This window comes from Micromonospora echinofusca (assembly GCF_900091445.1).
Lineage (GTDB): Bacteria > Actinomycetota > Actinomycetes > Mycobacteriales > Micromonosporaceae > Micromonospora > Micromonospora echinofusca.
In genome coordinates this window covers 5,622,787-5,647,364 of record NZ_LT607733.1, presented here as the reverse complement: position 1 = coordinate 5,647,364, position 24,578 = coordinate 5,622,787, and the positions used below count along the sequence as shown (strand labels likewise).

Annotated in this window: 29 protein-coding genes; 13 read left to right on the top strand and 16 right to left on the bottom strand. The window is 73.9% G+C overall.

From position 1 onward, the window contains the following. Positions 1-75: 75 nt before the first annotated feature. A complete protein-coding gene (locus GA0070610_RS24100; protein WP_089002162.1) occupies positions 76-696 on the bottom strand; it encodes a DUF1003 domain-containing protein in 621 nt (206 codons plus the stop codon). Further along, the gene (locus tag GA0070610_RS24095) at positions 689-1,975 is read right to left on the bottom strand and encodes a magnesium transporter MgtE N-terminal domain-containing protein (RefSeq protein WP_089003701.1); all 1,287 of its coding nucleotides are present in this window, start codon (positions 1,973-1,975) and stop codon (positions 689-691) included. The genes GA0070610_RS24100 and GA0070610_RS24095 overlap by 8 nt, the downstream gene beginning before the upstream one ends. A gap of 33 nt (positions 1,976-2,008) precedes the next feature. Between GA0070610_RS24095 and GA0070610_RS24090 the strand changes: the two genes are divergently transcribed. Then, positions 2,009-2,878: a PhzF family phenazine biosynthesis protein gene (locus GA0070610_RS24090; protein WP_089002161.1), complete on the top strand. Its 870-nt coding sequence runs from the start codon at positions 2,009-2,011 to the stop codon at positions 2,876-2,878. Positions 2,879-3,059: 181 nt separating this feature from the next. Then, positions 3,060-3,587 carry a hypothetical protein gene (locus GA0070610_RS24085; protein WP_392567342.1) on the top strand — a complete coding sequence of 176 codons (528 nt, stop codon included), beginning with the start codon at positions 3,060-3,062 and terminating at the stop codon, positions 3,585-3,587. Positions 3,588-3,671: 84 nt separating this feature from the next. Here the strand turns inward: GA0070610_RS24085 and GA0070610_RS24080 are convergent, their stop codons facing one another. Further along, entirely contained in the window at positions 3,672-4,439 is a 768-nt protein-coding gene (locus tag GA0070610_RS24080) for an HAD family hydrolase (protein WP_089002159.1), read from the bottom strand. A gap of 106 nt (positions 4,440-4,545) precedes the next feature. Between GA0070610_RS24080 and GA0070610_RS24075 the strand changes: the two genes are divergently transcribed. Further along, complete coding sequence (locus GA0070610_RS24075) at positions 4,546-5,508, top strand: DMT family transporter (protein WP_089002158.1); 963 nt, start codon at positions 4,546-4,548, stop codon at positions 5,506-5,508. A gap of 20 nt (positions 5,509-5,528) precedes the next feature. Here the strand turns inward: GA0070610_RS24075 and GA0070610_RS31245 are convergent, their stop codons facing one another. From GA0070610_RS31245 to GA0070610_RS24045, 6 genes are all read right to left on the bottom strand, one after another. Beyond that, a complete protein-coding gene (locus GA0070610_RS31245; RefSeq protein ID WP_089002157.1) occupies positions 5,529-6,272 on the bottom strand; it encodes a class I SAM-dependent DNA methyltransferase in 744 nt (247 codons plus the stop codon). Next, positions 6,256-7,503: an MFS transporter gene (locus GA0070610_RS24065; RefSeq protein ID WP_089002156.1), complete on the bottom strand. Its 1,248-nt coding sequence runs from the start codon at positions 7,501-7,503 to the stop codon at positions 6,256-6,258. The genes GA0070610_RS31245 and GA0070610_RS24065 overlap by 17 nt, the downstream gene beginning before the upstream one ends. After that, complete coding sequence (locus GA0070610_RS24060) at positions 7,500-8,519, bottom strand: alanine racemase (RefSeq protein ID WP_089002155.1); 1,020 nt, start codon at positions 8,517-8,519, stop codon at positions 7,500-7,502. The genes GA0070610_RS24065 and GA0070610_RS24060 overlap by 4 nt, the downstream gene beginning before the upstream one ends. Continuing rightward, entirely contained in the window at positions 8,516-9,610 is a 1,095-nt protein-coding gene (locus tag GA0070610_RS24055; RefSeq protein ID WP_089002154.1) for a SagB family peptide dehydrogenase, read from the bottom strand. Before GA0070610_RS24055 ends, GA0070610_RS24060 begins: the two co-directional genes overlap by 4 nt. 222 nt (positions 9,611-9,832) lie before the next feature. Beyond that, the gene (locus GA0070610_RS24050) at positions 9,833-10,564 is read right to left on the bottom strand and encodes a GNAT family N-acetyltransferase (protein ID WP_089002153.1); all 732 of its coding nucleotides are present in this window, start codon (positions 10,562-10,564) and stop codon (positions 9,833-9,835) included. A 40-nt stretch (positions 10,565-10,604) separates the two neighbouring features. After that, on the bottom strand, positions 10,605-11,429 hold the full coding sequence (locus GA0070610_RS24045; RefSeq protein ID WP_089002152.1) for an SDR family NAD(P)-dependent oxidoreductase: 825 nt from the start codon (positions 11,427-11,429) through the stop codon (positions 10,605-10,607). A gap of 127 nt (positions 11,430-11,556) precedes the next feature. Here GA0070610_RS24045 and GA0070610_RS24040 point away from each other — a divergent pair, with 127 nt between their 5' ends. Beyond that, a complete protein-coding gene (locus tag GA0070610_RS24040) occupies positions 11,557-12,513 on the top strand; it encodes an HpcH/HpaI aldolase/citrate lyase family protein (RefSeq protein WP_089002151.1) in 957 nt (318 codons plus the stop codon). A gap of 57 nt (positions 12,514-12,570) precedes the next feature. Here the strand turns inward: GA0070610_RS24040 and GA0070610_RS24035 are convergent, their stop codons facing one another. Continuing rightward, positions 12,571-13,104, bottom strand: coding sequence for a DUF4190 domain-containing protein (locus GA0070610_RS24035; protein ID WP_089002150.1), 534 nt, complete (start codon positions 13,102-13,104; stop codon positions 12,571-12,573). Positions 13,105-13,225: 121 nt separating this feature from the next. Here GA0070610_RS24035 and GA0070610_RS24030 point away from each other — a divergent pair, with 121 nt between their 5' ends. After that, positions 13,226-14,131, top strand: a complete 906-nt coding sequence (locus tag GA0070610_RS24030) for an SDR family NAD(P)-dependent oxidoreductase (protein ID WP_089002149.1) — start codon at positions 13,226-13,228, stop codon at positions 14,129-14,131. Positions 14,132-14,141: 10 nt separating this feature from the next. Here GA0070610_RS24030 and GA0070610_RS24025 read toward each other — a convergent pair whose 3' ends face one another. Next, complete coding sequence (locus GA0070610_RS24025) at positions 14,142-14,696, bottom strand: DUF4190 domain-containing protein (RefSeq protein ID WP_089002148.1); 555 nt, start codon at positions 14,694-14,696, stop codon at positions 14,142-14,144. A 174-nt stretch (positions 14,697-14,870) separates the two neighbouring features. Between GA0070610_RS24025 and GA0070610_RS24020 the strand changes: the two genes are divergently transcribed. Then, a complete protein-coding gene (locus tag GA0070610_RS24020; RefSeq protein WP_089002147.1) occupies positions 14,871-16,067 on the top strand; it encodes an acyl-CoA dehydrogenase family protein in 1,197 nt (398 codons plus the stop codon). Positions 16,068-16,314: 247 nt separating this feature from the next. Here the strand turns inward: GA0070610_RS24020 and GA0070610_RS24015 are convergent, their stop codons facing one another. Together GA0070610_RS24015 and GA0070610_RS24010 are read right to left on the bottom strand one after the other, a co-directional pair. After that, on the bottom strand, positions 16,315-16,722 hold the full coding sequence (locus GA0070610_RS24015; protein WP_089002146.1) for a CoA-binding protein: 408 nt from the start codon (positions 16,720-16,722) through the stop codon (positions 16,315-16,317). Between the two features lie 73 nt (positions 16,723-16,795). Beyond that, positions 16,796-17,845 carry an Rv2578c family radical SAM protein gene (locus GA0070610_RS24010; RefSeq protein WP_089002145.1) on the bottom strand — a complete coding sequence of 350 codons (1,050 nt, stop codon included), beginning with the start codon at positions 17,843-17,845 and terminating at the stop codon, positions 16,796-16,798. Between the two features lie 101 nt (positions 17,846-17,946). Between GA0070610_RS24010 and GA0070610_RS24005 the strand changes: the two genes are divergently transcribed. Then, positions 17,947-18,366, top strand: a complete 420-nt coding sequence (locus tag GA0070610_RS24005; protein ID WP_089002144.1) for a thiol-disulfide oxidoreductase DCC family protein — start codon at positions 17,947-17,949, stop codon at positions 18,364-18,366. Here GA0070610_RS24005 and GA0070610_RS24000 read toward each other — a convergent pair. From GA0070610_RS24000 to trxA, 3 genes are all read right to left on the bottom strand, one after another. Next, positions 18,330-19,238 (bottom strand): HTTM domain-containing protein, encoded by a 909-nt coding sequence (locus GA0070610_RS24000; RefSeq protein WP_089002143.1) that lies wholly within the window; start codon positions 19,236-19,238, stop codon positions 18,330-18,332. The genes GA0070610_RS24005 and GA0070610_RS24000 overlap by 37 nt on opposite strands. Continuing rightward, a complete protein-coding gene (locus tag GA0070610_RS23995) occupies positions 19,235-19,675 on the bottom strand; it encodes a hypothetical protein (RefSeq protein WP_089002142.1) in 441 nt (146 codons plus the stop codon). Before GA0070610_RS23995 ends, GA0070610_RS24000 begins: the two co-directional genes overlap by 4 nt. A gap of 156 nt (positions 19,676-19,831) precedes the next feature. Further along, entirely contained in the window at positions 19,832-20,194 is a 363-nt protein-coding gene (gene trxA, locus GA0070610_RS23990) for a thioredoxin (protein ID WP_089002141.1), read from the bottom strand. 548 nt (positions 20,195-20,742) lie between these two features. Here trxA and GA0070610_RS23985 point away from each other — a divergent pair. The 6 genes from GA0070610_RS23985 (at position 20,743) to GA0070610_RS23965 (ending at position 24,567) form a co-directional block, all read left to right on the top strand. Continuing rightward, positions 20,743-21,258 carry a MaoC family dehydratase gene (locus tag GA0070610_RS23985; protein WP_089002140.1) on the top strand — a complete coding sequence of 172 codons (516 nt, stop codon included), beginning with the start codon at positions 20,743-20,745 and terminating at the stop codon, positions 21,256-21,258. A gap of 62 nt (positions 21,259-21,320) precedes the next feature. Then, a complete protein-coding gene (locus GA0070610_RS23980) occupies positions 21,321-21,848 on the top strand; it encodes a hypothetical protein (RefSeq protein ID WP_172896583.1) in 528 nt (175 codons plus the stop codon). 141 nt (positions 21,849-21,989) lie between these two features. Then, the gene (locus tag GA0070610_RS23975; protein WP_089003699.1) at positions 21,990-22,613 is read left to right on the top strand and encodes a TrmH family RNA methyltransferase; all 624 of its coding nucleotides are present in this window, start codon (positions 21,990-21,992) and stop codon (positions 22,611-22,613) included. A gap of 81 nt (positions 22,614-22,694) precedes the next feature. Next, the gene (locus GA0070610_RS23970) at positions 22,695-23,393 is read left to right on the top strand and encodes a DUF6758 family protein (protein WP_331716476.1); all 699 of its coding nucleotides are present in this window, start codon (positions 22,695-22,697) and stop codon (positions 23,391-23,393) included. 133 nt (positions 23,394-23,526) lie between these two features. After that, positions 23,527-23,685 (top strand): hypothetical protein, encoded by a 159-nt coding sequence (locus tag GA0070610_RS30960; RefSeq protein ID WP_007455302.1) that lies wholly within the window; start codon positions 23,527-23,529, stop codon positions 23,683-23,685. A gap of 6 nt (positions 23,686-23,691) precedes the next feature. Next, positions 23,692-24,567 carry a PH domain-containing protein gene (locus tag GA0070610_RS23965; protein WP_089002138.1) on the top strand — a complete coding sequence of 292 codons (876 nt, stop codon included), beginning with the start codon at positions 23,692-23,694 and terminating at the stop codon, positions 24,565-24,567. Positions 24,568-24,578 lie beyond the last annotated feature (11 nt).

Sequence of the window (24,578 nt, the reverse complement as noted above, 5' to 3'; positions counted from 1 at the left end):
GCCCGCCGCCGGGGCACGCCCGCCCGGTTCCGCCCGGCGTCGTCGGCCGCGCCGCTCGCGCGGCCCCACCCGGGCTCAGCCCTCGGGCTCCCGGCTGCGGGCCTCCGGCTGGCCGTCCCGGACCCGGTCGTCGTCCAGGTCGTCGCGGGGCTCCTCCAGCCCGTCGCCGTGGGGCGGGATCTTCTCCTGCTGCCGGCGCTCCAGCCGCTGCCGGCGGCGGCCCGCCTCGTCCAGCTCCTCGGCGAGCCTGGCCAGCTCCGAACGGAGGAAGTCCCGGGTCGCCACCTCGCCCATCGCGTTGCGCAGCGCGGCGATCTCCCGGGTCAGGTACTCCGTGTCGGCCTTCTGCATGGTCGCCCGCCGGCGGTCCTCCTCCAGCGAGACCCGGTCCCGGTCGGCCTGCCGGTTCTGCGCCAGCAGGATCAGCGGGGCCGCGTAGCTGGCCTGAAGGGACAGCACCAGGGTCAGGAACGTGAAGGTGTACGGGTCGAAGCGCAGGTCCGCCGGGGCCAGGGTGTTCCAGACGAACCACAGCGCGATCACGATCGTCATGTAGACGATGAAGTTCGCGGTGCCCATCCCCCGGGCGATCCCCTCGGACCAGCGGCCGAAGGCCTCCGGGTCGAACCGGGGCAGCTTGACGCCCCGGGGCTCGCGCGGCTGGTCGAGCCGCGGCGGCCGTCGCTGCTCAGCCATTCGCGCCGTCCAGCGTCGGCTCGGCGGGGACCGGGCGCCCGGCGGCGTCCCGGTCCCGCCAGTCGCGGGGCAGGAGGTGGTCCAGCACGTCGTCGACGGTGACCGCGCCGACCAGCCGGTTGTTGCGGTCGATCACGGGCATGGCGACCAGGTCGTACGTGGCCATCCGGCGGGTGATCTCCGGCAGCGGGGTGGTCGGCCGCAGCGGGTCGATGTCGTTGACCACGATGCCGCCGAGCAGGTCGGCCGGCGGCTCGCGCAGCAGCCGCTGGAAGTGCACCATGCCGAGGTAGCGGCCGGTCGGCGTGGTCATCGGCGCCCGGGACACGAACACCTGCGCGGCGATCGCGGGCGAGAGCTGCGGTTCCCGGATCCGGGCCAGGGCCTCGGCGACGGTGGCGTCCGGCGGCAGGATGACCGGCTCGGAGGTCATCACGCTGCCCGCGGTGCCCGGCGTGTACTTGAGCAGCTGACGTACGGGGTCGGCCTCGTCGGGCTGCATCAGGTCGAGCAGCACGTCCTGCTCGGGCGGGGGCAGCTCGCTGAGCAGGTCGGCGGCGTCGTCCGGGTCCATCTCCTCCAGCACGTCGGCGGCCCGCTCCCGGTCCAGCGCGGCCAGGATCTCCACCTGGTCGTGCTCCGGCAGCTCGCTGAGCACGTCGGCCAGGCGCTCGTCGTCCAGCGCGGCGGCGACCTCGTTGCGCCGGGCGTCGGGGAGGTCCTGGAGGGCGTTGGCGAGGTCGGCGGGGCGCATGTCCTCCAGCACCGAGAGCAGGTTGGCCGTGCCCCGGCTGTCGGCGATGCCGCTGAGCCCGCGTACCCGCTCCCATTCGACCTGGTGCAGGTGGCCCCGGCGGGTCAGCCGGCCGGTGTGCTCGCGTACGGCGACCCGGGCCAGCGACCACTCGCCGCCCCGGCTGCACTCCATCGCCACGTCGACCACGGAACCCGCCTGCCCGCCGGGGTCGAGCTGCACCCGACGGTCCAGCAGCTCCTGGAGCACGAGCAACTCGTTCGGGCGCTTCTCGAAGCGCCGCAGGTTGAGCGTGCCGCTGCCGAGCACGACCGCGTCGGCGTCGATGGAGGTGATCCGGTTGATGGACAGGAAGATGCGCCGGCGCATCGGCATCTCGGCGACCAGGCCGACCACCTCCGGCGGACGCTGCGTCGGCCGGAGCCGGGCCACCGCGTCGCGGACCCGGCCCACCTGGTCGCCGTTGGGGTCGAAGACGGCGACCCCGGCGAGCCGGGCGATGTAGATCCGGGTCGGCGTGCTCACGGGCACCAGCCTAAGCGCCTAGTGTTTATCAACATGTCGACCTTGGCCTACGAGATCGTGGACGTCTTCACGGACCGCCCGTTCGCCGGCAACCCGCTGGCCGTCGTGTTCGGCGCCGAAGCGCTGGCCACCGAGCAGATGCAGGCGCTCGCGTGTGAGTTCAACCTCTCCGAGACGGTGTTCGTGCTCCCGCCCACCCAGGTCGGCGCCACCTACCGCGCCCGGATCTTCACCCCGGTCGAGGAACTGCCGTTCGCCGGGCATCCCAGCGTCGGCGCGGCGGTGACCGCGAGCCGTCGGGGCATGTTCGGTGTGGGGCAGGTCACTCAGGAGTGCGGCGCGGGCGTGCTGCCGATCGAGGTGACCGCGACCGGGGCCACGCTCACCGGCGGCGTACCCACCCTCGGCCCCGAGCTGGACCCGGAGCCGCTGCTCGAGATGGCCGGCCTGAGCGCCGACGACCACGTCGGTCCGGCGCCGCGGGTGGCCGGGTGCGGGCTGGAGTTCCCCTACCTTCCGGTCCGCCCGGACGCGGTGGCCCGCGCCCGGGTCAACGCGGCGGCGGCACAGCGGTACGGAGTGGAGCACGTCAGCGTCTTCTCCTGGGACGCCGCCGCGCAAACCGCCCACGCCCGGGTCTTCGTCCCGGGGCTGGGCGTGCCGGAGGATCCGGCCACCGGCTCGGCCGCCCTCGGCCTCGGGGTGTGGCTGGTCGCCAGCGGCCTGCTGCCGGCCGACGGGCGCGCGGAGTACACCGTCCACCAGGGCATCGAGATCAATCGGCCGTCCGAGCTGGCCTGCACGGTGACCGCCGCCGAGGGCCAGGCGGTGGGCGCCACCGTGGCCGGCCACGTCATGCCGGTCGCCCGGGGCGAGATCATGGTCCCGCCGTTCGTCGGCTGACCGGGCCGGTCCGCGTCTCCGAGCCACCGCGCCTCCGGGCGCGTGGCCGGACCCGGTCGACGTCGACGGACGTCGGCGCGGCCGGCCCCTCGGCGGACCCCGGCCCCTCGGCGGACCCCGGCCCCTCGGCGGACCCCGGCCCCTCGGCGGACCCCGGGTGGCGCTGACGGGACGGGGGCGGATGCGGGAGGATGCCGGGGTGACCGACGCGGAGCGGGCCAGCACGCCGCTGGTCGACGAGGCTGTGAAGAAGGCCGCCGTGGCCTGGGTGAGCGTGGCCGGCGGGCCGGCGCTGGCGCTGTGGTGCCTGCCCCTGGAGGGGGCGCTCTTCGTGGTCAGCGGCCCGGGGGAGCAGTCCGCCCCGGGGCTGGCCGACGCGACCGAGGCGCAGGTCACCCTGCGCGGTGACCACGGCGGGCGCATCGTCACCTGGCCGGCCCGGGTGAGCCGCGTGACGCCCGGCACCGAGCACTGGGAGACCGTCGCGCCCCTCGTGGCCGCGAAGCGGCTGAACGCGCCCGGGCCCGCCGCCGAGCTGGTGGAGCGCTGGGCGGCCGACGGCTGCGCGGTGAACCGGCTGGCCCCGGCCGGCGAGCCCGTCGCCGGCACCGGGTTGCCCACGGACTCGCTGGCCGAGGTGCCCCGGGAGACGCCGGCGGTGCGGACGGTCCGCAAGCCGTTCCGTTTGCACCGGGTCCGCCGCCGCTGAGGCGCCCGTCCGACGGCCGCGCCGCCCACCCGCCCGCCCGCCGCCGGACACGCCGGCGGCGCGGGTGACCGGGGAGCCCCGGGCTCACACCGGGGAGCAGCCCGCCGGCACGCCTGCGCCCGCCGGCACGGGGACGTCCGCCGGGGGGAGCACGTCCGCCCGTTCGGGCACCCGCTCGACGAGGTGGACCACCTCGTCGAGGGAGCGCAGCGCCGGCCCGCTCCAGGCGGCGTCGGCGTTGAACACCATGTGGCCGGCCAGGTCCGGGGCCGCCAGCCGTACGGCGGTCATCCCGGCCCGCTCCGCCCCGGTCAGCTCCTGACTGCCGCCGTCGCCGACGTAGAGGCAGTCCGCCGGCGCCAGGTCGAGCCGCCGGCACGCCGCCTGGTAGAGCGCCGGGTCGGGCTTGCAGCGCCCCACCTGCACGGAGAAGACCCGCACGTCGAGCAGCGGGGCGATCGGCAACTGCGGCAGGAACGCCGGCAGCTCGTGCGTGCAGTCGCTGATCACCCCCGTACGCAGGCCGAGCCCGCGCAGCGCGGTCAGCGTCGGCACCGCCTCGTCCCGCAGCCGGGTGTCGGCGCGTACGGCCCGGTGGTGGGAGGCGACCGCCGAGCGGATCGCGTCCTCGGACGGGTGCACGCCGGCCTGCTGGCAGACCCAGCGCAGGGTCGCCTCGGCGTCGCCCAGCCGCCCGCAGGCCCGTTCGTAGTAGGTGCGGTCGAGCACGTCGACGAGCGTGTGCGGTGCGCAGCCGAGCAGCTCGGCGGTCGACCGGTGGGCCGCGCCCCGCTGGACGGAACAGGTCAGCGTGCCGAAGAAGTCGAACAGGACCGCCTGGTACGTGGGCATGGGGGAGCGCCTCCGGGCGGTAGGGGAATCGCCGGCGCGGACAGGCATGATCGTAACGGAGTGCTGACGGTACGTGGTGGCCCGTGGCGTGTGAGGATTGCACCTCGTGTCCCCCGCAGCGCACCGCCCCCCGTTCGACCCGGTGACCACCGGGGCGGTCGTGCTGGCCGTCGTCGCCGTCTCGTCGTCCGCGCCGCTGGTGGCCTTCGCGGCGGCGCCAGCGCTAGCCGTCGCGTTCTGGCGCAACCTGCTCTCGGTGGCCGCGCTCGGCCCGTTCTCGGCGGCCCGGCGGCGTGCCGAGTTCCGGTCGCTGACGGTCGGCGCCGGCCGGCGCGAGGGCGTCTACTGCGTACTGTCGGGGGTCGCGCTCGCCGCGCACTTCGCCACCTGGATGCCCAGCACGAAGCTCACCTCGGTCGCCGCGGCGACCGCGCTGTGCGCCACCCAGCCGGTCTGGCAGGGGCTGATCGCCCGGGCCCAGGGGCGTCGGCTGCCGGGCGTCGTCTGGCTCGGCATCGGGGTGGCGGTCGCGGGGGCGGCCGTGGCGACCGGCGCCGACTTCGCCGTCTCCGGTCGGGCCGTCGCCGGCGACCTGCTCGCGGTGGCCGGGGGTCTCTTCGCGGCGGTCTACACCGCGCTGGGCGAGCGGGCCCGTACGACGATCAGCACGACCACCTACACCACCATCTGCTACGGGGTGTGCGCGCTGGTGCTGCTCGTGGTCTGCCTGGTCGGCCGGGTGCCGCTCACCGGCTTCGACACCGGCACCTGGCTCGTCGTGCTGGCCCTGGTGGCCGGCGCCCAACTGCTCGGGCACTCGATGTTCAACTACGCGCTGAAGCGGGTCTCGGCGACCACGGTCAGCGTGCTGGCCCTGCTGGAGGCCCCGGGCGCGGCCCTGATCGGCTGGGCCTGGCTGGGGCAGCTGCCCGGGGTGACCGCCCTGGCCGGGCTGGCGCTGCTGCTGGCCGGCGTCGCGGTGGTGGTGCTCGGCGGTGCCCGGGCGGCCCGTCGCGTCCGCCCGGTCGCCACCACCGTCCCCGCCGACGCGGGCCCGCCGCCCGGCTGATCAGCCGGATCGGCCCGCCGTCAGGGGCGTCGGGCGAGCACGGCGACCCGGGGCAGTGCCTCCGGGTCCGGTACCGGGGTGAGCAGGTCGTCGACGGCCGCGACGTGACTCGTCACCCAGCCGGCGTCCGCCAGGGCGGAGAGCACGTCGGCGACCGGATGGGCGGTGTTGGTGATCGTCGTGGAGAAGGGGGTCGCGTGGCCGTCGTCGGTGCGTAGCTCACCGGTGACGTGCAGCGGGCGGCGGTCGCCGTCGAGCGGGCCCCGCGCGACCTCGACCGAGACGGTCCCGTCCTGCCGGGCGACGGGCGGCACCTCGGCGAGGAGGCCCTTGACCGTGGACATGTCGAAGCCGAACCAGCCGCCCGGCGCGACCGCCCCATGCACGCAGCGCAGGTAGGCGCGGACCCGGTCGATCCCGCCGACGTGGTTGAGGACGTCGTACGTGGAGACCGCGAACGCGCAGGGGACCGGCACCTCGAAGTCCGCGGCGTCCGCGGCGATCAGCACCGCGTCGGTGCCGGCCAGCCGTACGCGGGCGCGGGCGATCATCGCCTCGGAGACGTCGACCCCGACGACCCGGTAGCCGACGGAGGCGAACCGGGCGGCCACGATGCCGGTGCCGCAGCCGACGTCGAGCACGCTCCGCTCGGCTCCTGGTGCCACGTGCCCGTGCAGGCGCAGCCACGCGTCACCCATCCGCTGCGGGTACGGCGCCCAGAAGCGGTCATACGCCGTGACGAAGGCGTCAACGTACTCGGCCATCGGGTTGCCTTTCGTAGTGCCGGACAGAGGAACTGGCCAACGGGACGAGCGCGGCGACGGCGATCACCGCGGCCAGGCCGAGCAGGGTGGTCCGCACGCCGATCCCGGGCACGACGAAGCCGGCGGCGATCATGACCGGCGGTCCCAGCCCCACCGCCCCCAGCCACTCGTACGCGCTCACGCGGGACATGGCCTCCGTCGGCACCTCGGACTGGACGGTCGTCTCCCACAGCACCCCGAAGACGTCGAAGGCCACCCCGGCCAGCACGGCGGCGAGGATCACGAACGGCAGGGCGGCGCCGGAGCCGAGCAGCAGCGCCGGCAGCCCCAGCATCGACACGGCGAGTACGGCCGTGCGCAGGGGGCGGGTCGTCCTGATCCGCATCGCGACGAGCACGCCGGCGAACATGCCCACCGCGTACCCGGCGAGGACGCCGGACCAGGCGCCCGCACCGCCCAGGTGCGCCCTGGCGAGCAGTGGCCCGGCGAGCCCGAAGGTGACCCCGACGGCGGCGTTGATCACGGCTGCGGCGAGCACGATCTGCCACAGCCAGCGCCGCCGGACGAACTCCCGCCAGCCGTCGCGCAGCTCGGCCGGCAGGTTCCGCCTGGTCGTCCGGGCCGTCCCGGCGAGGCGCAGCCGCGCGAGAAGGCCGGCGGCGACGGCGAACGTGGCCGCGTCGAGGGCCAGGGCCCAACCCGGCCCGAGCCAGGTGATCAGCGCGCCGCCCGCAGCGAAGCCCGCCACCGTGGCGGTGTTCGTACCCAGCCGCAGCAGAGCGTTGCCGCGCTGCCGCGCCTGCGGCGCGACCAGCTCGGCGGTCAGCCCGTTCAGCGACGGCAGCAGCAGCGCGGAGGCGGTGCCGGCGACGGCCGCGCAGACGGCGAGGGCGGCGACGCTCGCCCGCCCGGTCAGCACGAGGAGGGTCATCGCGCCGTACGCGCTGCCGCACATCAGCTCCGCCGCCACGAGTACGCGGTGCCGGGGCAGCCGGTCGCCGATGACGCCGCCGAGCAGCATCAGCGCGATCCGGGGCACCGAGATCGCGGCGAGCACGAGCGACAGCGCCGGGGGCGAGGAGCCGGGAAGGTCCAGCACGGCGAAGGTCAGCGCGAGCGGGCCGACCGCGTTGCCGAAGACGGAGATCGTCCTGGCCGTGGCGAACAGGACGAACCGGCGCTCGCGCAGCGGGTCGGCCGGACGGTCCAGGGGCGCGACCGCCTGGGTCATGCCCGGTCCGGGAGCACCAGTGCCTGCCATCGGGCCACCGGTTCGCCGGCGTCGAGCACGTGCAGCAGCGGTCGGCGGGCCACCACCGGGCACACGTGCCCGGGCAGCACCCGCAGCTCGTCGCCCACCGACACCGACTCCGGGCGGACCGGCGCGCCGTCGGGCGCGGTCAGCACGACACCGCTCATCCAGGTCTGGTCGGCGCCCGCCAGCAGCTCGTCGGCGTCGGTGCGCAGCGCCTGCCCGTCGGTGCCGGTGACGGTGGTGGTGACGGCGATCGCGACCGCCGCCGGGTCGCACTCGCCCAGCCGGGCCAGCCCGCCGTCGAGCAGCGCGTACGCGCCGGCGCACACCTCGGTCACGCCGGCCACGTCCAGCGCCCCGGCGAGGGTCGGGGTGCCCCCGACGCTCACCTGCGGGCAGGGCGTCCCGGTCGCGCGGATGCGCTCCGCGACGGACACCAGCAGGCGTGCCCGGCTGCGGCCCAGCTCGACCCGGTCGCGGGCGTCGTCGGGGCCGGTGATCCCCACGTAGCCGGTCACGCCCGACAGGCGCAGCCCACCGGTCCTGGCGATCGTGGCGGCCAGCTCCCCGGCCGCGTCGGGGTCGACGCCGACGCGGTGCAGGCCCGTGTCGACCTCGATCCGTACGCCGAGTTCGACGCCGTGGGCCTCGGCCGCCGCGCCGAGCCCGGTCACCGCGTCGGGGTGGTCCACGTGCACCGTCACCGCGCAGTGCCGCGCGAGCCGGGCGAACCTGCTCCACCGCCACGTGTCGCGCCACGGCCACGCCACCGTCACGTCCGGCACGCCCACCGCGACGTAGGCCTCGGCCTCGGCCGCCGAGTGGACGGCGACGCCCACCGCGCCGGCGGCCACCTGCCGGGCGGCGATCTCGGGGCTCCGGTGCCCCTTGACGTGTGCCCGTAAGGCCACCCCGGCCTCGGCCGCGCGTCCGGTGCAGCGCGCGATGTTCGCGTCCAGCCGGGCCAGGTCGACGGTCACCCTCGGCGTCATTCGCCGCGTCCGTGCCAGGCGTCCGGGGGGAAGGAGAACGCCGCGTCGCCGCCCGCGAGCATCGCCGCCTGGCGGTCCCGCTCGGCGGGGTGCGGCACGCCGACGCCGGAGACGCCGAGGAAGACCTCGTCCGGCCAGGACAGGCCGAGGGCGTCCTCGACGGGGGCGTCGCGGGTGGCGGCGGTGAAGAACGTCCCGAGCCCGAGCGCCGTCGCGGTGAGGTAGACGGTCTGGCTCAGGTGACCGACGTCGAGCAGGAGCGCGCGGTAGGCGCGGGCCGCCGGGTACTTCCACACGGTGCGGTCGAGCACCGCCGCGTACATCAGCAGGAAGCCGGCCTGGGCGGCGTGCGGCTGCCCGCCGCACCACTCGCGCAGCCGGTCCCCGCCGGGCGCGGGCGCGAGCCGCACCAGCTCGTGGCGGCGCACCGCGTAGTGGTAGATCCCGGGCTCCAGCCCCTCCACGTCGCGGACCACCGGGTAGACCTCGACCGGGTGGCGGGCCCCGCCGGAGGGGGCGGTCTTGAGCAGCGCCGTGCCGACTCCGGAGACGTCCACCTCGCGGCGGACCCCGGCCGTCCAGCGCAGCAGGGCGGCGAACGCCGGCAGCGGCACCGGGTCGTCCGGGTCGAACCACCGCGTCGACCGCCGGGCCGCGAGGACCGTGGTGAAGTCGACCGGGGGCGGGTCGGTGGGGGGCAGGGCGATCCGGGGACCGTCGTGCTCCTTGACCGGCGCGGGCTGGCCGCTCTTGGCGCGCAGCACCGCCGCGTCCTGCGCCGCCGAGCGGAAGACGTCGCTGCCGAGCGTACGGCTGGCCAGGTGGTAGTAGGTGGCCGCCGGCCCCAGGTCGCGCCAGGCGCCGAGGCGTTCCTCCCGGTCGTGTTCGGGCGAACCCTCGGCGACGAGGACGTGGGCGTCGAGGAGCTGCTGCGCGAGCCGGCCGTCGAGCTCGGCCCAGTCGGCGTAGCCGCGCAGCAGCCTCTCCGCCTCGACAGTCAACGCGAACTGCCGGTGCCGCAGCGGGTCGTCGCAGACCAGTTGGCCGTCACGCCACAGGAAGACGACCAGCCGCGACACACGGACGCGCATGACTACTCAGGCTTCGACCGGTCAGGCCTCGACCGGAGGCTCCAGGCACGTCAGTTCCTGGTCGTAGTCGTCGGACGCCACCGGCTCGAAGGCCTCGATCTGCTCGGTCATGCGGGAGCTCCCCTCACTAATCGGCGTTGATCACTGCGAAGCACCGTAGCAGAGCGTCCACAGTGAACACACCCCGTGGAGCGGAGCGGGTCGGTTCGCTCCCGCGCCGGTTCAGACCTCGTGGACCTCCAGCACCCGGGCGGTCGGGGCGGCCCCGCCCAGCTCGCCGCGGAGCGCCACCCGCTGCGGGTCGGCGAGGAAGCCGGCGTAGCCGTCGCGCGTGTCGAACCGGATCAGATGCACCTCCGTACGCCCGTCGCCGGTGCGCAGCCGGCGCTCCAGCCGGCCGCCGTGCCGCCCGAGCAGCCCGAGCGCCGCGTCCTCGTACCGCCGGCCGGCGTCCACCGCGTCGGCGGCCAACTCCACCAGCGCCACCAGGCGCACGGCGGCGGCGGGGTCGGTGACCAGCGACTTGAAGAAGTGGTGGTCGACGTGGCCCCCGGGGATGCCCTCCCGGCGACCCGTGTCGAGGTAGCCGTGCCGGCGGTAGAACTCCGGCGCCTGGAACGAGAACGAGGCGACCGAGACCTCCGTGCAGCCGCGCCGGCGGGCCTCCTCCTCGGCGGCGCGCAGCAGCCGGCCGCCCCAGCCCTCGCCACGGCGGTCCTCGCGCACCCACACCATGTCGATCCCGGCGCAGCCGCCCCAGGTCCACCCGGTCAGGCCGGCGACCAGCCCGCCGTCGGCGTCGTCGACCCGGACGCAGAGGCCGGCCTCGTCGTCCGCGCCGGTCGCCCGGTTGTTGAAGGCGGTCAGCTCGGCGTCGAGCCGCGCCCGCAGTTCCCCGTCCTCGCCGAGCACCCGCAGGATGTCGCCCCCGCCGATGTCGTTCCCCGTCGTCATGCGGCGGAGTATGGCAGCGTCCCGGCGGCGGGCGACATCGTCATCCGGCGAGGCCGACCGCCTCTGCGCTGGCCGTCCAGAGTCGGGCGGCCAGCTGCGGGTCGGCCGCCCTGGGCAGCGGCCGGCGCAGCCGCCGGTCGATGTAGTAGCCGCCCGTGATGAGCCGCTCGGGGGCCTGGTTGGCCAGCCAGACCAGCGTCTCAGCGCCCTTCTCCGGGCTGCGGAACGGCAGGAGCCGCATGCCCAGGGCGACCAGCCGGCTGTCGTTGCCGAACCGGCTGCGCACCACCCCCGGGTGGAAGGAGTACGCGGGGATCTCCGGCCAGCGTCGGGCCGCCTCGGCCGTGAAGAGGATGTTCGCCTGCTTGCTGGTGCCGTACGCCTGCATCGGCCGGTAGCGGCGCAGCGGGGCGTTCAGGTCGGCCGGGTCGAGCACGCCGCTGCGGTGCGCGCCGGAGGCGGTGACCACCATCCGGCCGATCCGGTCCCGCAGCAGGCTGCTGAGCAGGAAGGGGGCCAGGTGGTTGGCCTGGATCGACAGCTCGAAGCCGTCGACGGTGGTGAGGGGCTGCAGGGCGATCGCCCCGGCGTTGTTGGCGAGCACGTCGATCCGGTCGTACGCCTCGCGCAGTCTGGCAGCCAGCCCGCGGACGTCGTCGAGCACCGCGAAGTCGGCGCGGAAGAGTTCCGGTCGTTCGCCGGACGCCTCCCGCACCTGTTCCGCCGCGGCCTGGAGCCGGGCCGGGTCCCGGCCGACGAGTACCACCTGGTCACCGCGGCGCGCCAGGTCCACGGCGGCCGCCAGGCCGATACCGGAACTGGCCCCGGTCACCACCACGAGTCGACGCCCAGTGAGATCTTCCACAGGTCCATTCACCCCGGTCACGGCACGAGGTTACCGTGGCGTCACAAAGGCCCTCGGCATCGTCCGGCCCTCGCATTTCCGCCACGTGACGTCGGCGTGCCCTCCGCACGCTGGAAGGAGCGCATCCATGGCCGCAGTCGGTCGCCCCCGCCGGTCCTGCCTCGCGGTACCCGGCTCCAGCGTCAAGATGCTCGGCAAGGCCCAGGGGCTCCCCGCCGACCAGGTCTTCCTCGACCTGGAGGACGCGGTCGCCCCGCTCGCCAAGCCCGACGCCCGCAAGAACATCGTCGCGGCCCTGAACGAGGGCGACTGGTCGGGCAAGACCCGCGTCGTACGGGTCAACGACCTCACCACCCCGTGGACCTACCGCGACGTCATCGACGTGGTGGAGGGCGCCGGCGCCAACCTCGACTGCATCATGCTGCCGAAGGTGCAGAACGCGGCCCAGGTGCAGTGGCTCGACATGACGCTGACCCAGCTGGAGCGGACGCTCGGCCTGGAGGTCGGCCGGATCGGCATCGAGGCGCAGATCGAGAACGCGGCCGGCCTGGTCAACATCGATGCCATCGCGGCCGCCTCGCCCCGGGTCGAGACCATCATCTTCGGCCCGGCCGACTTCATGGCCTCGATCAACATGAAGTCCCTGGTGGTCGGCGCGCTCATCCCGGACTACCCGGGCGACCCCTACCACTACATCCTCATGCGCATCCTGATGGCGGCCCGGATGCACGACAAGCAGGCCATCGACGGCCCGTTCCTCCAGATCCGCGACGTGGACGGGTTCCGCGAGGTGGCCAAGCGCTCGGCGGCGCTCGGCTTCGACGGCAAGTGGGTGCTGCACCCGGGCCAGATCGACGCCGCGAACGAGGTCTACTCGCCGGCCCAGGCCGACTACGACCACGCCGAGCTGATCCTCGACGCGTACGAGCACTACACCTCGGAGGCGGGCGGCCGGCTCGGCGCGGTGATGCTCGGCGACGAGATGATCGACGAGGCGTCCCGCAAGATGGCCCTCGTGGTGGCGGCGAAGGGCCGGGCCGCGGGCATGACCCGCACCTCGTCCTTCACCCCGCCCGCGGAGTAGGTCCGCCCTTCCGACGATCCGTGCCGCCCCGGTCCAGGCCGGGGCGGCACCGTCGGTTCAGTAGCCGGTGCCGCTGGTGTCGGCCTGGCTGATCGCGAAGATGATGATCGCCACGTAGAAGAGGACCACCAGCAGGTACAGGCCGGTGACGATCCAGCCGACGATGATGCCGGCCTTCGCCATGCCCTCGCCGCCCTCGCCGGTCTCCCGGATCTGCTTCTGCGCGACGTGGCCGAGGATCGCGCCGATCGGCGCGGTGATGCAGGAACCGATGCCGACCAGGGCGAGCACCAGGGCGGCGATGGCGAGGCCGTTGGTCCTCATCGCAGGGGCGTAGCCGTAGTTCGGGTACGCCGGCGGGTAGGCGGCGGGTCCGGGCTGCCCGGAGGCGTGCTTCATCCCGGCGTACGGGTCGCCGCCCGCGTACGGGTCCGCGGCGTACGGGTCGGCCGGCGCGTACGGGTCGCTGCCCGTGGGCTGGGTGGGGACGGGATTGCCGCTCACCGGGCGGGCGGGGTCGGCGGGCGGGCTCGACTGCTGGCCCGACCACGCCGGGTCGTTCCAGCCGCCGGAGGGCGGGGGATATGTCATTCGTCAGCTCCGTTGGGTGCGGGGTGCGCCCGTCAGGGTAGTCAGCCCTGCCCAGACGCCGGGGCGTCGCCACCGGGTGTGCCGCGTTGCCCGCGCTCCCTCCAGCGGGCAGGATCTCGGCATGGTGATTGACGCGCGAGCCGCGGACCGCTCCGGCAGCCGACCGAGACGGGACGCGAGCCGCCCCGGCCTGGCCCGGCGCACCCGCGCCGCCGCCCCGCCGGGCACCGCCGGCACCGACGAACCCGCGGCCCTGCCGGACCCGGTGACCATGCGGCTCGACGGAAAGGTCGCCCTGGTCACCGGGGCGGGCAGCCCGGACGGCATCGGGTACGCGACGGCCCGCCGCCTGGCCGACCTCGGCGCCCGGGTGGCCATCGTCTCCACCACCCGACGCATCCACGAGCGGGCCGGCGAGCTGGGCGTCACCGGCTTCGTCGCCGACCTCACCGACGAGTCGGAGGTGGGCGCGCTCGCCGACGCGGTCACCGAGCAGCTCGGCGACGTCGAGGTGCTCGTCAACAACGCCGGCCTGGCCAGCCGGGCCAGCCCCGAGGTGCTGCGCCCGGTCGCCCAGCTCAGCTACGACGAGTGGCACGGCGAGATCGACCGCAACCTCACCACCGCGTTCCTGTGCAGCCGGGCCTTCATCGGCGGCATGGCGGAGCGGGGCTGGGGCCGGATCGTCAACCTGGCCGCGACTGCCGGGCCGGTCAACGCCCTGCCCACCGAGGCGGCCTACGCGGCGGCCAAGGCGGGCGTGGTCGGGCTGACCCGGGCGCTGGCGATGGAGATGATCGCCGACGGGGTGACCGTCAACGCGGTCGCGCCGGGCACCATCCACACCGCCGCCTCCACGGTGGCGGAGATCAGGCAGGGGCTCGGCACCCCGGTCGGCCGACCCGGCACGCCGGACGAGGTGGCGGCGGCGATCGCCTTCCTCTGCTCGCCGGCCGCCTCGTACATCACCGGGCAGATGCTGGTGGTGGACGGCGGCAACAGCGTCCGGGAGGCCCAGTTCCGCTGATTGCGCGGCCTCAGTAGTTGGGGCCGCTGTTGCCGGCGGCGACGATCAGCACGATCCAGCCGCAGCAGGCCAGCAGCCCGAGCCCGGTGATGACGTAGCTGAGGATGAGCCCCCACGTGGCGAGTTGGTCGCCCTCCTCGCCCGACGTGCGGATCTGCCGCTTGGCCAGGTGCCCGAGGACGATGCCGACCGGGGAGAAGACGAACGCGAAGACCAGCGAGAGGATGGCCAGCACGTTCGTCCCGCCGGGCCGGGGACCGGACGGCGGGCCGTACTGCCCGTAGGGCACCTGCGGGGTGTACGGGGGCTGGTGCCCCCACTGCTGCCCCGGCGGCGGCTCGCCGGGCCGCTCGTAGCTGGGCTGCCCGTACGCGGGCTGCTGCTCGTAGCCGGGCTGCTCGTAGCCGCGCTGCTCGTGGGCGGGTGGGCCGTACGACGGCGGCTCGGGGGCGGGCGGCGGCTCGGCGGACGGCTCGTACCGTGACGGGTCGTGCCCCGGCGGGGGCTCCCAGGGCGACGACGACCGGTCCGGATCTGGTGGGCCCGACGACGGTGGCTGGCTCACGGTCTCCTCCTGCCGGTGGCGGATCGCGTCCCCTCTTGCCGGACGCTACCCGCAGCGGTGAACCTTTTCACAGCGGTTGTGTGGACTGGTCACCTTGGCCTCGACGGCCGTGCGACCAATACTGACGGAGCGTTCAGTTACCCATGAGTAAGGCGCCGACCCCCGGAGGCTGAGATGGCCAGACTCGCCCAGACGCCCGGCCTGACCGATGTGCAGCGGTCGATCCTGGAAACCGTCCGGGAGTTCGCCGACAAGGAGATCATTCCGCACGCGCAGCGGCTGGAGCACGCCGACGAGTACCCGAGCGACATCCTCGACGGGATGCGTGAGATGGGCCTCTTCGGTCTGACCATCGACGAGGAGTACGGCGGGCTCGGCGAGTCCCTGCTGACCTACGCGCTGGTGGTCGAGGAGCTGTCGCGGGGCTGGATGTCGATCTCCGGCATCGTCAACACCCACTTCATCGTCGCGTACCTGATCTCCCAGCACGGCTCCGCCGAGCAGAAGGCCCGGCTGCTGCCGAGGATGGCGACCGGCGAGGTGCGCGGCGCCTTCTCCATGTCCGAGCCGGAGTGCGGCTCCGACGTCTCCGCGATCAAGTCGAAGGCCGTCCGCGACGGCGACCGGTACGTGATCAACGGCCAGAAGATGTGGCTGACCAACGGGGCGTACTCGTCGGTGGTGGCGACCCTGGTGAAGACCGACACCGGCGCCGACTCCGTCTACGGCAACATGAGCACCTTCCTGCTGGAGAAGGAGCCCGGCTTCGGCGAGACCGCCCCCGGCCTGACCATCCCCGGCAAGATCGACAAGATGGGCTACAAGGGCGTCGAGACCACCGAGATGGTGCTCGACGGCGTGACCGTCGACGCGTCCACCGTCCTCGGCGGCGCGGAGATGGTCGGCCGCGGCTTCTACCAGATGATGGACGGCATCGAGGTCGGCCGCGTCAACGTGGCGGCCCGCGCCTGTGGCATCTCCATCCGCGCCTTCGAGCTGGCCGTCGCGTACGCCCAGCAGCGCCACACCTTCGGCCAGCCGCTCGCCAAGCACCAGGCCGTCGCCTTCAAGCTCGCCGAGATGGGCACCAAGATCGAGGCCGCCCACGCGCTCATGGTCAACGCCGCCCGGCTCAAGGACGCCGGCCAGCGCAACGACGTCGAGGCCGGCATGGCCAAGCTGCTCGCCTCGGAGTACTGCGCCGAGGTCGTCCAGGAGGCGTTCCGCATCCACGGCGGCTACGGCTACTCCAAGGAGTACGAGATCGAGCGCCTGATGCGCGAGGCGCCGTTCCTGCTCATCGGCGAGGGCACCTCGGAGATCCAGAAGACGATCATCTCCCGGGGCCTGCTCAAGCAGTACAAGCTCTGACGTCTTCGGCGGCACCGCCGTCCCCGTCTCCGCCGCCCGGGCGGCACCGGCACGTTGCCGGTGTCGCCCGCCGGCCCCTGTCGAGCTGAGTCGGATACGACATCAGCGGCCGTGCGGACACGGGTGCCGCGCGTCAGCGGAGGTGGGCGCCCACGACATCACCCGGCCCGTGCGACCGTGAGTCGTTCACGACATCAGCTCGACAGGGCCGGTCCGACGGCACGGACGCCGCCCGCCGTACGCCCGATCAGCCCAGCCTGGTCAGGCCGGCGGCGGCGCGCTCGACGATCAGGCAGCGGTCTTCGACGTAGTCGACGCCCGCCTCCGTGGCGATCCGCCGCGCCTCGGCCGAGACGATGCCGAGCTGCAGCCAGACCGCCGGGGCGCCGATCGCCACCGCCTCGCGTACCACGTCGACCGCGTCGTCGGCGGGCCGGAACACGTCGACCAGGTCGACCGGGTGCGGGATGTCGGCCAGGGACCGGTAGACCCGCTCACCGAAGAGCTCGTCGGCCGTCGGGTTGACCGGGATGATCCGCCAGCCGTACCGCTGCATCTGCAACGGCACGCTGTGCGCGGCCTTGCGGGGGTCGCGGGACGCGCCCACGACGGCGATCACGGCGGAGTCGGCGAGGATCTGCTGAGCGGAGCGCACCCGCCGACTCTAACCCCGCCGCTCAGCCCCCGCCCGCGAGCGCGCTGCGCAGCCGGGCGTGCTCCTGCGACGGCTACAGGAGAGTGAGCTGCTCGGCGGGCGGCGGCGCGGGTGCCGGGTCGGGTGGGCGGCGGTCGTCGCCGCGCTCGCCCCGGTGCAGCCCGTGCCGGCGGGCCGCGATGCGTACCCGGGCCGTCAGCTCCCGCTGGTAGGGCTGCGGGGCGTACGCGCCGGAGCGGTAGAGCTCGCGGTAGCGGGGGACCAGGTGTGGGAACTCGCGGCCGAGCCAGCGCGCGTACCACTCCCGGGCGCCCGGCCGCAGGTGCAGCGCCAGCGGCGTCACGCTGCTCGCCCCGGCTGCGGCGATGGCCGCCACGGTCGCGTCGATCGACGCGTCGTCGTCGCTGAGCCCGGGCAGGATCGGCGCCATCAGCACGCCGACGTCGAAGCCGGCGTCGGCCAGCGCCCGTACGGCGTCCAGCCGCCGCCTCGGGCTGGGGGTGCCCGGCTCCACCGCGCGCCAGAGGTGCTCGTCGACGAAGCCCACCGAGTACGACACGCCGACCCGGGTGACCTCGGCGGCCTGGCGCAGCAGCGGCAGGTCACGCAGGATCAGCGTGCCCTTGGTGAGGATCGAGAACGGGTTCGCGAAGTCGCGCAGGGCCGCGATGATCTGCGGCATGAGCTGGTAGCGACCCTCGGCCCGCTGGTAGCAGTCGACGTTGGTGCCCATCGCGACGTGCGCGCCCCGCCAGCGCGGCGCGGCCAGCTCCCGCCGGACCAGCTCACCGGCGTTGACCTTGACGATGACCTTCCGGTCGAAGTCCGCCCCGGCGTCGAGGTCGAGGTAGGTGTGCGTGTTGCGTGCGAAGCAGTATTTGCATGCATGACTGCAGCCCCGGTAGGGGTTGATCGTCCACTGGAACGGGACGCGGGACGTGCCGGGCACCTTGTTGATGATGGACTTCGCCTGCACCTCGTAGAACGTCATGCCGGCGAAGCCCGGCGTGTCGAAGGTGCGGGCGACGGCGCCGGGCAGCGCCAGCGGCAGGGGTGGTGTCGCCGGCGCTGCCCGACCCGGGACCCCCTCCTCCGGGGGAGCGGCGAGGTTGTCCCAGCGCATGGCCAACATTCGAACACGCGTACGAGCGCAACGCAAGCGACCCGCCGTGTTCCCGCCCACCTCGCCGCACCGGGCGCGGTCGGCGGGTGGAGGATGGAGGCATGGAGAGGTCGACGTTCGTCTACGACGGGGACTGCGCGTTCTGCACCCGGTGCGCCGAGTTCATCGACCGGCGCATCCCGACCGGCGTCCGCGTGGTGCCGTGGCAGTTCGCCGACCTCGACGCGCTGGGCCTGAGCGAGGCCGAGTGCGAGGAGGCGGTGCAGTGGGTGGGCGCGGACGGCTCCCGCGCGGCCGGCCCGGACGCGATCGCGCGGCTGCTCGGCGACAGTGGTCCGCTCTGGCGGGTCGCGGGCGCCGGCCTCCGGTTCGCCCCGGTACGCGCCGCCGCCTGGCCCGCGTACCGCTGGGTGGCCCGCAACCGGCACCGGTTGCCCGGCGGCACGGCCGCGTGTGCGCTGCCCCAGGAGGCGCGGGAGCGCCTCTACGGGCCGTCCGGTCGCCCGGCCGCGGACGCCTGACCCGCGAGTGCCGGCGCGGCGCCGGCGGGCCTCGTGGCGTCGCGCCCCCGGCGGCTGAAGAGCCGGCGGGCCCAGACCACCGGCCGGACGCGCTCCAGCGGGAGGAAGGCGGTCATCGCGGCGAGGTGCGGGGCGAACGAGATCGTGATGGTCGCCATGGTGACCAGGTGGAACGAGTAGAAGAAGCCCACCGTGGCCAGGCGCCAGCGCTCCCTGAGCAGGAAGACCACCGGGCTGAGCAGCTCGAACGCGACGATGCCGAACTGGGCGACGAGCAGCAGGTACGGCACCGAGGCGATCAGGTCGGCCAGCTCGGTGCCGCGCCGGATGATGGCCCGCGCCAGCACCGAGCCGGTGAGCCAGTCGAGCCCGCCGAAGCGCAGCTTGGCCCAGGCGGCCAGGAAGTACGTGCAGATGACGGCGATCTGGGTGACCCGCAGGGCCCAGCCGCCCGCCTCGCTGCGGGTGGGGTCGCCGTGCCGGGCGCGGCCCGCCGTGGGCAGCACGGCCAGCGCGACGAGCAGGCCGAACCGGTCGTGGTCGACCTTGCCGTAGCTCATCGCGACGATCATCCACTCGAAGTAGAGCGCGAAGACCGCCCAGCCGAGCAGCCGGGGCCCCCGGCCGGTCGCGGCGAGCAGGGCGAGCAGCAGCAGGGCCCAGAAGAGCGCGGCGACCACCGCCGGGGTCGGCGTGGGCAGCGGCAGCAGGCGGCCGACCAGCAGCGGTTGGTAGAGCTCGCCGGGCACCGCCACGCGGGTGCGCACCCACGGGGTGAAGACGACCAGGTCGGCGGCGACGAAGAGGTAGATCAGCGTGCGGAAGGCGGCCACCCGCCCGCGCGGCACGGCCTCGGTCAACCAGCGGCTCATCGGTCCGCCCGCCAGGCGACCACGGTCTCGTCGGTCCAGCGGCCGGTGGGCCGCCCGTCGCGGATGCCGTGCCAGCGGACGACGATGCGGACCTCCACCAGCTCCGCCGCGTCCGGGTGGCGTTCGGCGTACGCGTCGGCGACCTCGGCGAGCCGCGCGGGGTCGGCGGCGTAGCGGCTCTGCTGGCCCTCGATCTCGGCCCGGCGGATGCCCGTGGCGCTCTCGCCCAGGTCGACGACCGCTCCGCTGCTGTCGACGCCCTCGACGCGGGTGTCCGGGGCGGGGGAGTTCGGCGGGTTGGACGTGGAGTACATCCGGAACGGGCCGAACGGGAAGTGGTCGTCGGTGCCCCAGACGGTGCCGGCCAGCAGGACGGCCAGGCCGAGGGCGGTGGCGGCGAGCCGGGCGGCGCGACCGCGGGTGGTCAAGGTTTCCATCGGGTCGTGACGATACGGGATGTACCGCCCGCACCGGCTCCCTCCGCCGGCCACGAACCGCTGGCCGGAGGGCCAGTGCGGCCCCGTCCCCGCCGGTCGGCGGGGAGACGACGACGGCCGGGCCCTCGGGACCCGGCCGTCGTGCGGCGCTGCGGCTCAGTGGCTGTGCCCGGCCAGCTTCTGGCGTACGTCGTCCATGTCGAGGGCCTGGACCTGCTCGATCAGGTTCTCCAGGGCGGACTCGGGCAGGGCGCCGGGCTGGGCGAAGACGATGACGCCGTCGCGGATCGCCATGATGGTCGGGATCGACCGGATGTCGAACTTGGCGGCCAGCTCCTGCTGCGCCTCGGTGTCGACCTTGCCGAACACGATCTCGGAGTGCTTCTCGGAGGAGCGCTCGTAGACCGGGGCGAACCGCTTGCACGGGCCGCACCACTCGGCCCAGAAGTCGACGAGCACGATGCCGTCGCTGCCGGTCACCTCGTCGAAGTTTGCCGTGGTCAGCTCTACGGTTGCCATGAATGTCTCCGATCGGCGCGGAATAGCTACGTCAGGTGGAACCAGGGCGTACCGCGTGGAATTCCCGGCCCGTCTCCGCCGAAACGTGCTCGTCGCGGCGCTGCCCGGGTCGCGCTCCCATCGATGGTGGTTGTTCCCGCCGGCCGTTGCGTTACGCAAGTGCACGACGCATTTGCGTGACCGGACGTGATGGGAGCGTTTCCATGGAGATCGACACGATTGGCCGGCGCGAATGAGCAATCAGGCGGTTGACAAGCGGCTATCTGGCGTGCGGAGAGCGTCGACGCTCGGTCGATCGAGCACGCACAGTAATGTTACGAAAAGGTAAATGTGACCTCCGTCTCTGTTCGGTGTGCCTTGTCGTACGGCAGAATCTTCCGCATCAGAGCGTGGGCGGCGGGTGCCGGGGAGGGCCCCGCCGCTCATTGCGTCTCCCCCCGGTTGCGGTGGTGTGACATTTCCGCACGCCACGCGCCCCGCGCATCGCCTTAACACTCCATAAGGCATGCTGTGCCGAACTCCATCGCCGCCCGTCGAAGGGGACAAGGATGCAGTTCGGCCGCTACTACGAGGAGTTCGAGGTCGGCGCGGTCTACCGCCACTGGCCCGGCAAGACGGTCACCGAGTACGACGACCACCTCTTCTGCCTGCTCACCATGAACCACCACCCGCTGCACATGGACGCGCACTACGCCGAGACGGCGAGCCAGTTCAAGCGCAACGTGGTGGTCGGCAACTACATCTACTCGCTGCTGCTGGGCATGTCGGTGCCCGACGTCAGCGGCAAGGCCATCGCCAACCTCGAGGTCGAGTCCCTGCGGCACGTGGCGCCCACCTTCCACGGCGACACGATCTACGGCGAGACCACCGTGCTGGACAAGCGCGAGTCGTCCTCCAAGCCCGACCGGGGCGTGGTCTCCGTGGAGACCCGGGGCTACAACCAGGACGGCACCCTGGTCTGCGTCTTCCGCCGTCGGGTGATGGTCCCCAAGAAGGAGTACGCCGCGACGGCCGTGCCCGAGGGCGTCGACCCGGAACGGCCCAGCTTCCCCGAGCCGCGCTGACCGACGGGCCCCTTCTCATCCGGGTTCCGGGTGGTAGGGGCCCTTTTTCCGATCCGGGGCATATGCTGGCGCCGGAGGTCCCCATGAGCCACTCCGTCGCCGGAGAGCCGTCCTCTGCCGGCCGCCGCGCCGCACCGCTGACCACCGCCGTCTACTCCGCCGCCGAGTGGGATCTGCTGACCAGCCTGCCCGGCCGCGTGATCGTGGCCGCCGCCGCGCCCGGCACCGGGCGGCCCCGCCGTACCGTCGCCGCCGGGCTCGCCGGCCTGGACGCGGTCGCCGCCGGCCGGGCCTTCGACAGCGATCTCGTACGCGCGGTGGTCGTCGCCATCTACGCCCGGCACGACGGGGCGGGCGAACCCGTCGACCGCCTCACCGACGTGGTGGACCTGCTCGCCGCCTGCCGGGCCGCGACGCGGGTGCTGCGGCGACGGGCGGATCCCGCCGACTCGGCGGCGTACCGGCAGTGGGTGCAGTCGGTGGCGGCCCGGGTGTGCGGGGCGACGACGACCGGCGCGCCGGCGCTGCCGCCGGACCCCGCCGACCGCCGCTTCCTCGACCGGCTCGGCGTCGCGTTGGCGCTGCGCTGAACCGCTCCGCCCCACCCGTTGCCGCTGCCGATGCGGGGACCGGTGCGGCTGCCGCTGCCGCTGGAGGTGCGGGGGCCGGTGCCCGGGCGGGGCCGGGGGCGCGGCCCGGGGCGGGGTTCGCGGGCCGTACCCTGCGGGATCGTGACCGGAGACCAGCTCGACGTCGGCGTGGGACCGTGGCCCGGTGACCCGCCGGACGACCCGCGCTACGACCCCGAGCTGCTCGCCGAGGGCGACCGGCGCAACGTCGTCGACCGCTACCGCTACTGGCGGCGGGAGGCCGTGGTGGCCGACCTGGACCGGCGGCGGCACGACTTCCACGTGGCGATCGAGAACTGGCAGCACGACTTCAACATCGGCACGGTCGTCCGCAACGCCAACGCCTTCCTCGCCGCCGAGGTGCACGTCGTGGGCCGCCGGCGGTGGAACCGGCGGGGCGCCATGGTGACCGACCGCTACCAGCACGTCCGGCACCACGAGACCATCGAGGAGTTCGTCGCCTGGGCGGCCGGGCAAGGGCTGCCCGTCGTCGGCATCGACAACCTGCCCGGCTCCCGGCCGCTGGAGACCACCACCCTGCCCCGCCGTTGCGTCCTGCTGTTCGGGCAGGAGGGGCCGGGCCTCTCCGGGCCGGCGCGGGCCGCCTGCGACCAGCTCTTCTCCATCGCCCAGTACGGCTCCACCCGGTCGATCAACGCCGGCGTGGCCAGCGGCATCGCCATGCACGCCTGGATCCGTACGCACGCCGGGCCGCCGCCGGGCTGAGCGCCCGCCCCGGTGGCCTCCGGCGGCACCGAAACCGGCGCTCCGCTTGACGGGGCGGCGCGACGGGGTGACGGTGGGATGGTGAGTGTCGCGGTGAGTTGCCCCAAATGTGGTGGGCCGGTACGGGCGCCGGACCTGATGCACACCGAGTCGCGCTGCCTGGACTGCGGGCCGGTTCCCCCACTGCACGTCCCCGAGCACATCGGGGCCGAGATCGTGGCCAGCGTTGTGGCGCGGATCGCCGGCGCCGCCGAGCCGCCGGCCCGGCCGAGGGCGCCGCTGTGGTGCCCGTGGCCGCTGCCGACCGGTTGGACCATGACCGGCGTGGCGTACGCCGGCGACGACCGCACCGGGGTGCGCGCCACGGCGGTCGCCTGCGCCGGGCCGGCGCCGCTCGGCGAGGGCCCCGCGGATCTGGTCTTCGTGGCCGAGGAGCCGGGCGTCGGCCTGGGCACCCGCTTCGCGGGGCTGGTCGGCCCGGACCCGGGCCCGGAACTCGCGCAGGCGCTGACCGATCCCGGGCCGGGGCATCCGGAGCATGTGGGGCAGGCCAGGATCAAGGTGGCCGGTCATCCCACTCCACTGTGGCTCGTGAACTCGCCGACGGATCGAAGCGCGTACGCCGGCGAGGCTCGGGGATTGTGGCTCCATGCGATAGCCTGGCCGGCGAGTGCGGGTCACCTCCTCGCGGAAGACGTCGTCTTGCACGACCTGACCGAGTGGACACCGCCCGAACTCGTGTACGGCGCACCCTCTCCGTATCTGCACGGGAAGGCTTGACGAGCCCCAGGGCTTGACAGGCAACCCGGAATGTCGGAGAACGGACGCAGATATTCACTGTACGACACCACACTGATACTCTGGGTGCCGCTGCGGTAATGGGACCCGGCGCCGCGCGAGAGGATGGCCCGCCATGGTCAAGAAGGTCCTCACCTGGGCCGGAATCGCATTCTTGATCTTCTTCGTCGCCTATCGGCCAAATTCTGCGGCGGATGTGTTCAAGTCGCTGGGCGGCGGGATCATGGACATCGCTCAGGGGTTCGGCGACTTCTTCACCAGCCTCGTCGCCTAGCCACCGATGGGAAACCCCTCCGGTCCACCCTTCGATCCCGACGATCCCGATCGGGAGCGCCGGGAGCGAGACACGGAGCCGATCCCCCGGCTCGGCCCCGACGACGGGCCGGGCTACGGCACCGGTCCGGGCCCTTCCGGCGGCCCCTCCTTTTCGGACGATGCCGGCTACGGCGACCCGTCGCCGTACGGGGGTTCGGAGCGCTCCGGCCGGGCCTGGATCCGGGACCCGGAGGCCGGCTACCAGCCGCCCCAGATCTCCGAGGACGAGCTGGCCGGTCTGCGGGCCGACGCCGCCGGCGCGGCGCCGCGCCGGGTGCTGCCGCTGGAGGACGAGCCCAGCTCGCTGGTGGCGCGCTACCTCTTCCCGACCGAGCGCTACCGGGGTGAGTGGAAGCGGCACTGGGTGCACCTCACCACCCCGCTGCTGGTCGGCGTGGCCGCCACCTTCGTGCTCGGCTACCTCTCCGGCTTCCTCGCCGGGCAGGACGTGGGCGCGCTCACCACCATCGCCGTGCTGCTCTGGTTCGCCGTGATGGGCTGGGTGGCGTGGAAGGTCGCCGACTGGTGGTACGACCGCTTCATCCTGACCAACAAGCGGGTGATGGTGGTCAACGGCATCATCACCCGGAAGGTCGCGATGATGCCGCTGACCCGGGTCACCGACATGAAGTACGAGCAGAGCCCGACCGGCCGTGCGCTCAACTACGGCACGTTCGTGCTGGAGTCCGCCGGCCAGGAGCAGGCGCTGCGCGAGATCAAGAACCTTCCCAACCCGAACGAGCTCTACCTGCGCGTCGTCGAGGAGATGTACGAGCCGCAGGCGGTCGAGGCGCGGCTGGGCAAGGAGGCCGACGAGGCCAAGGCCGACGACGGGGCGTGAAACTTTTCGTC

Bases quoted from the DNA above. Each gene is read 5' to 3' on its own strand.
- GA0070610_RS24030 (WP_089002149.1), top strand. From the start codon at position 13,226: ATGGTGATTGACGCGCGAGCCGCGGACCGCTCCGGCAGCCGACCGAGA.
- GA0070610_RS23980 (WP_172896583.1), top strand. From the start codon at position 21,321: ATGCTGGCGCCGGAGGTCCCCATGAGCCACTCCGTCGCCGGAGAGCCG.
- GA0070610_RS24060 (WP_089002155.1), bottom strand. From the start codon at position 8,519: ATGACGCCGAGGGTGACCGTCGACCTGGCCCGGCTGGACGCGAACATC.
- GA0070610_RS31245 (WP_089002157.1), bottom strand. From the start codon at position 6,272: ATGGCCGAGTACGTTGACGCCTTCGTCACGGCGTATGACCGCTTCTGG.
- GA0070610_RS24000 (WP_089002143.1), bottom strand. From the start codon at position 19,238: ATGAGCCGCTGGTTGACCGAGGCCGTGCCGCGCGGGCGGGTGGCCGCC.
- GA0070610_RS24005 (WP_089002144.1), top strand. From the start codon at position 17,947: ATGGAGAGGTCGACGTTCGTCTACGACGGGGACTGCGCGTTCTGCACC.
- GA0070610_RS24040 (WP_089002151.1), top strand. From the start codon at position 11,557: ATGGCCGCAGTCGGTCGCCCCCGCCGGTCCTGCCTCGCGGTACCCGGC.
- GA0070610_RS23995 (WP_089002142.1), bottom strand. From the start codon at position 19,675: ATGGAAACCTTGACCACCCGCGGTCGCGCCGCCCGGCTCGCCGCCACC.
- GA0070610_RS24020 (WP_089002147.1), top strand. From the start codon at position 14,871: ATGGCCAGACTCGCCCAGACGCCCGGCCTGACCGATGTGCAGCGGTCG.
- GA0070610_RS24050 (WP_089002153.1), bottom strand. From the start codon at position 10,564: ATGACGACGGGGAACGACATCGGCGGGGGCGACATCCTGCGGGTGCTC.
- GA0070610_RS30960 (WP_007455302.1), top strand. From the start codon at position 23,527: ATGGTCAAGAAGGTCCTCACCTGGGCCGGAATCGCATTCTTGATCTTC.
- GA0070610_RS24085 (WP_392567342.1), top strand. From the start codon at position 3,060: ATGCGGGAGGATGCCGGGGTGACCGACGCGGAGCGGGCCAGCACGCCG.
- GA0070610_RS24010 (WP_089002145.1), bottom strand. From the start codon at position 17,845: ATGCGCTGGGACAACCTCGCCGCTCCCCCGGAGGAGGGGGTCCCGGGT.
- GA0070610_RS24080 (WP_089002159.1), bottom strand. From the start codon at position 4,439: ATGCCCACGTACCAGGCGGTCCTGTTCGACTTCTTCGGCACGCTGACC.
- GA0070610_RS24090 (WP_089002161.1), top strand. From the start codon at position 2,009: ATGTCGACCTTGGCCTACGAGATCGTGGACGTCTTCACGGACCGCCCG.
- GA0070610_RS23985 (WP_089002140.1), top strand. From the start codon at position 20,743: ATGCAGTTCGGCCGCTACTACGAGGAGTTCGAGGTCGGCGCGGTCTAC.
- GA0070610_RS24055 (WP_089002154.1), bottom strand. From the start codon at position 9,610: ATGCGCGTCCGTGTGTCGCGGCTGGTCGTCTTCCTGTGGCGTGACGGC.
- GA0070610_RS23965 (WP_089002138.1), top strand. From the start codon at position 23,692: ATGGGAAACCCCTCCGGTCCACCCTTCGATCCCGACGATCCCGATCGG.
- GA0070610_RS24100 (WP_089002162.1), bottom strand. From the start codon at position 696: ATGGCTGAGCAGCGACGGCCGCCGCGGCTCGACCAGCCGCGCGAGCCC.
- GA0070610_RS24065 (WP_089002156.1), bottom strand. From the start codon at position 7,503: ATGACCCAGGCGGTCGCGCCCCTGGACCGTCCGGCCGACCCGCTGCGC.
- GA0070610_RS24035 (WP_089002150.1), bottom strand. From the start codon at position 13,104: ATGACATATCCCCCGCCCTCCGGCGGCTGGAACGACCCGGCGTGGTCG.
- trxA (WP_089002141.1), bottom strand. From the start codon at position 20,194: ATGGCAACCGTAGAGCTGACCACGGCAAACTTCGACGAGGTGACCGGC.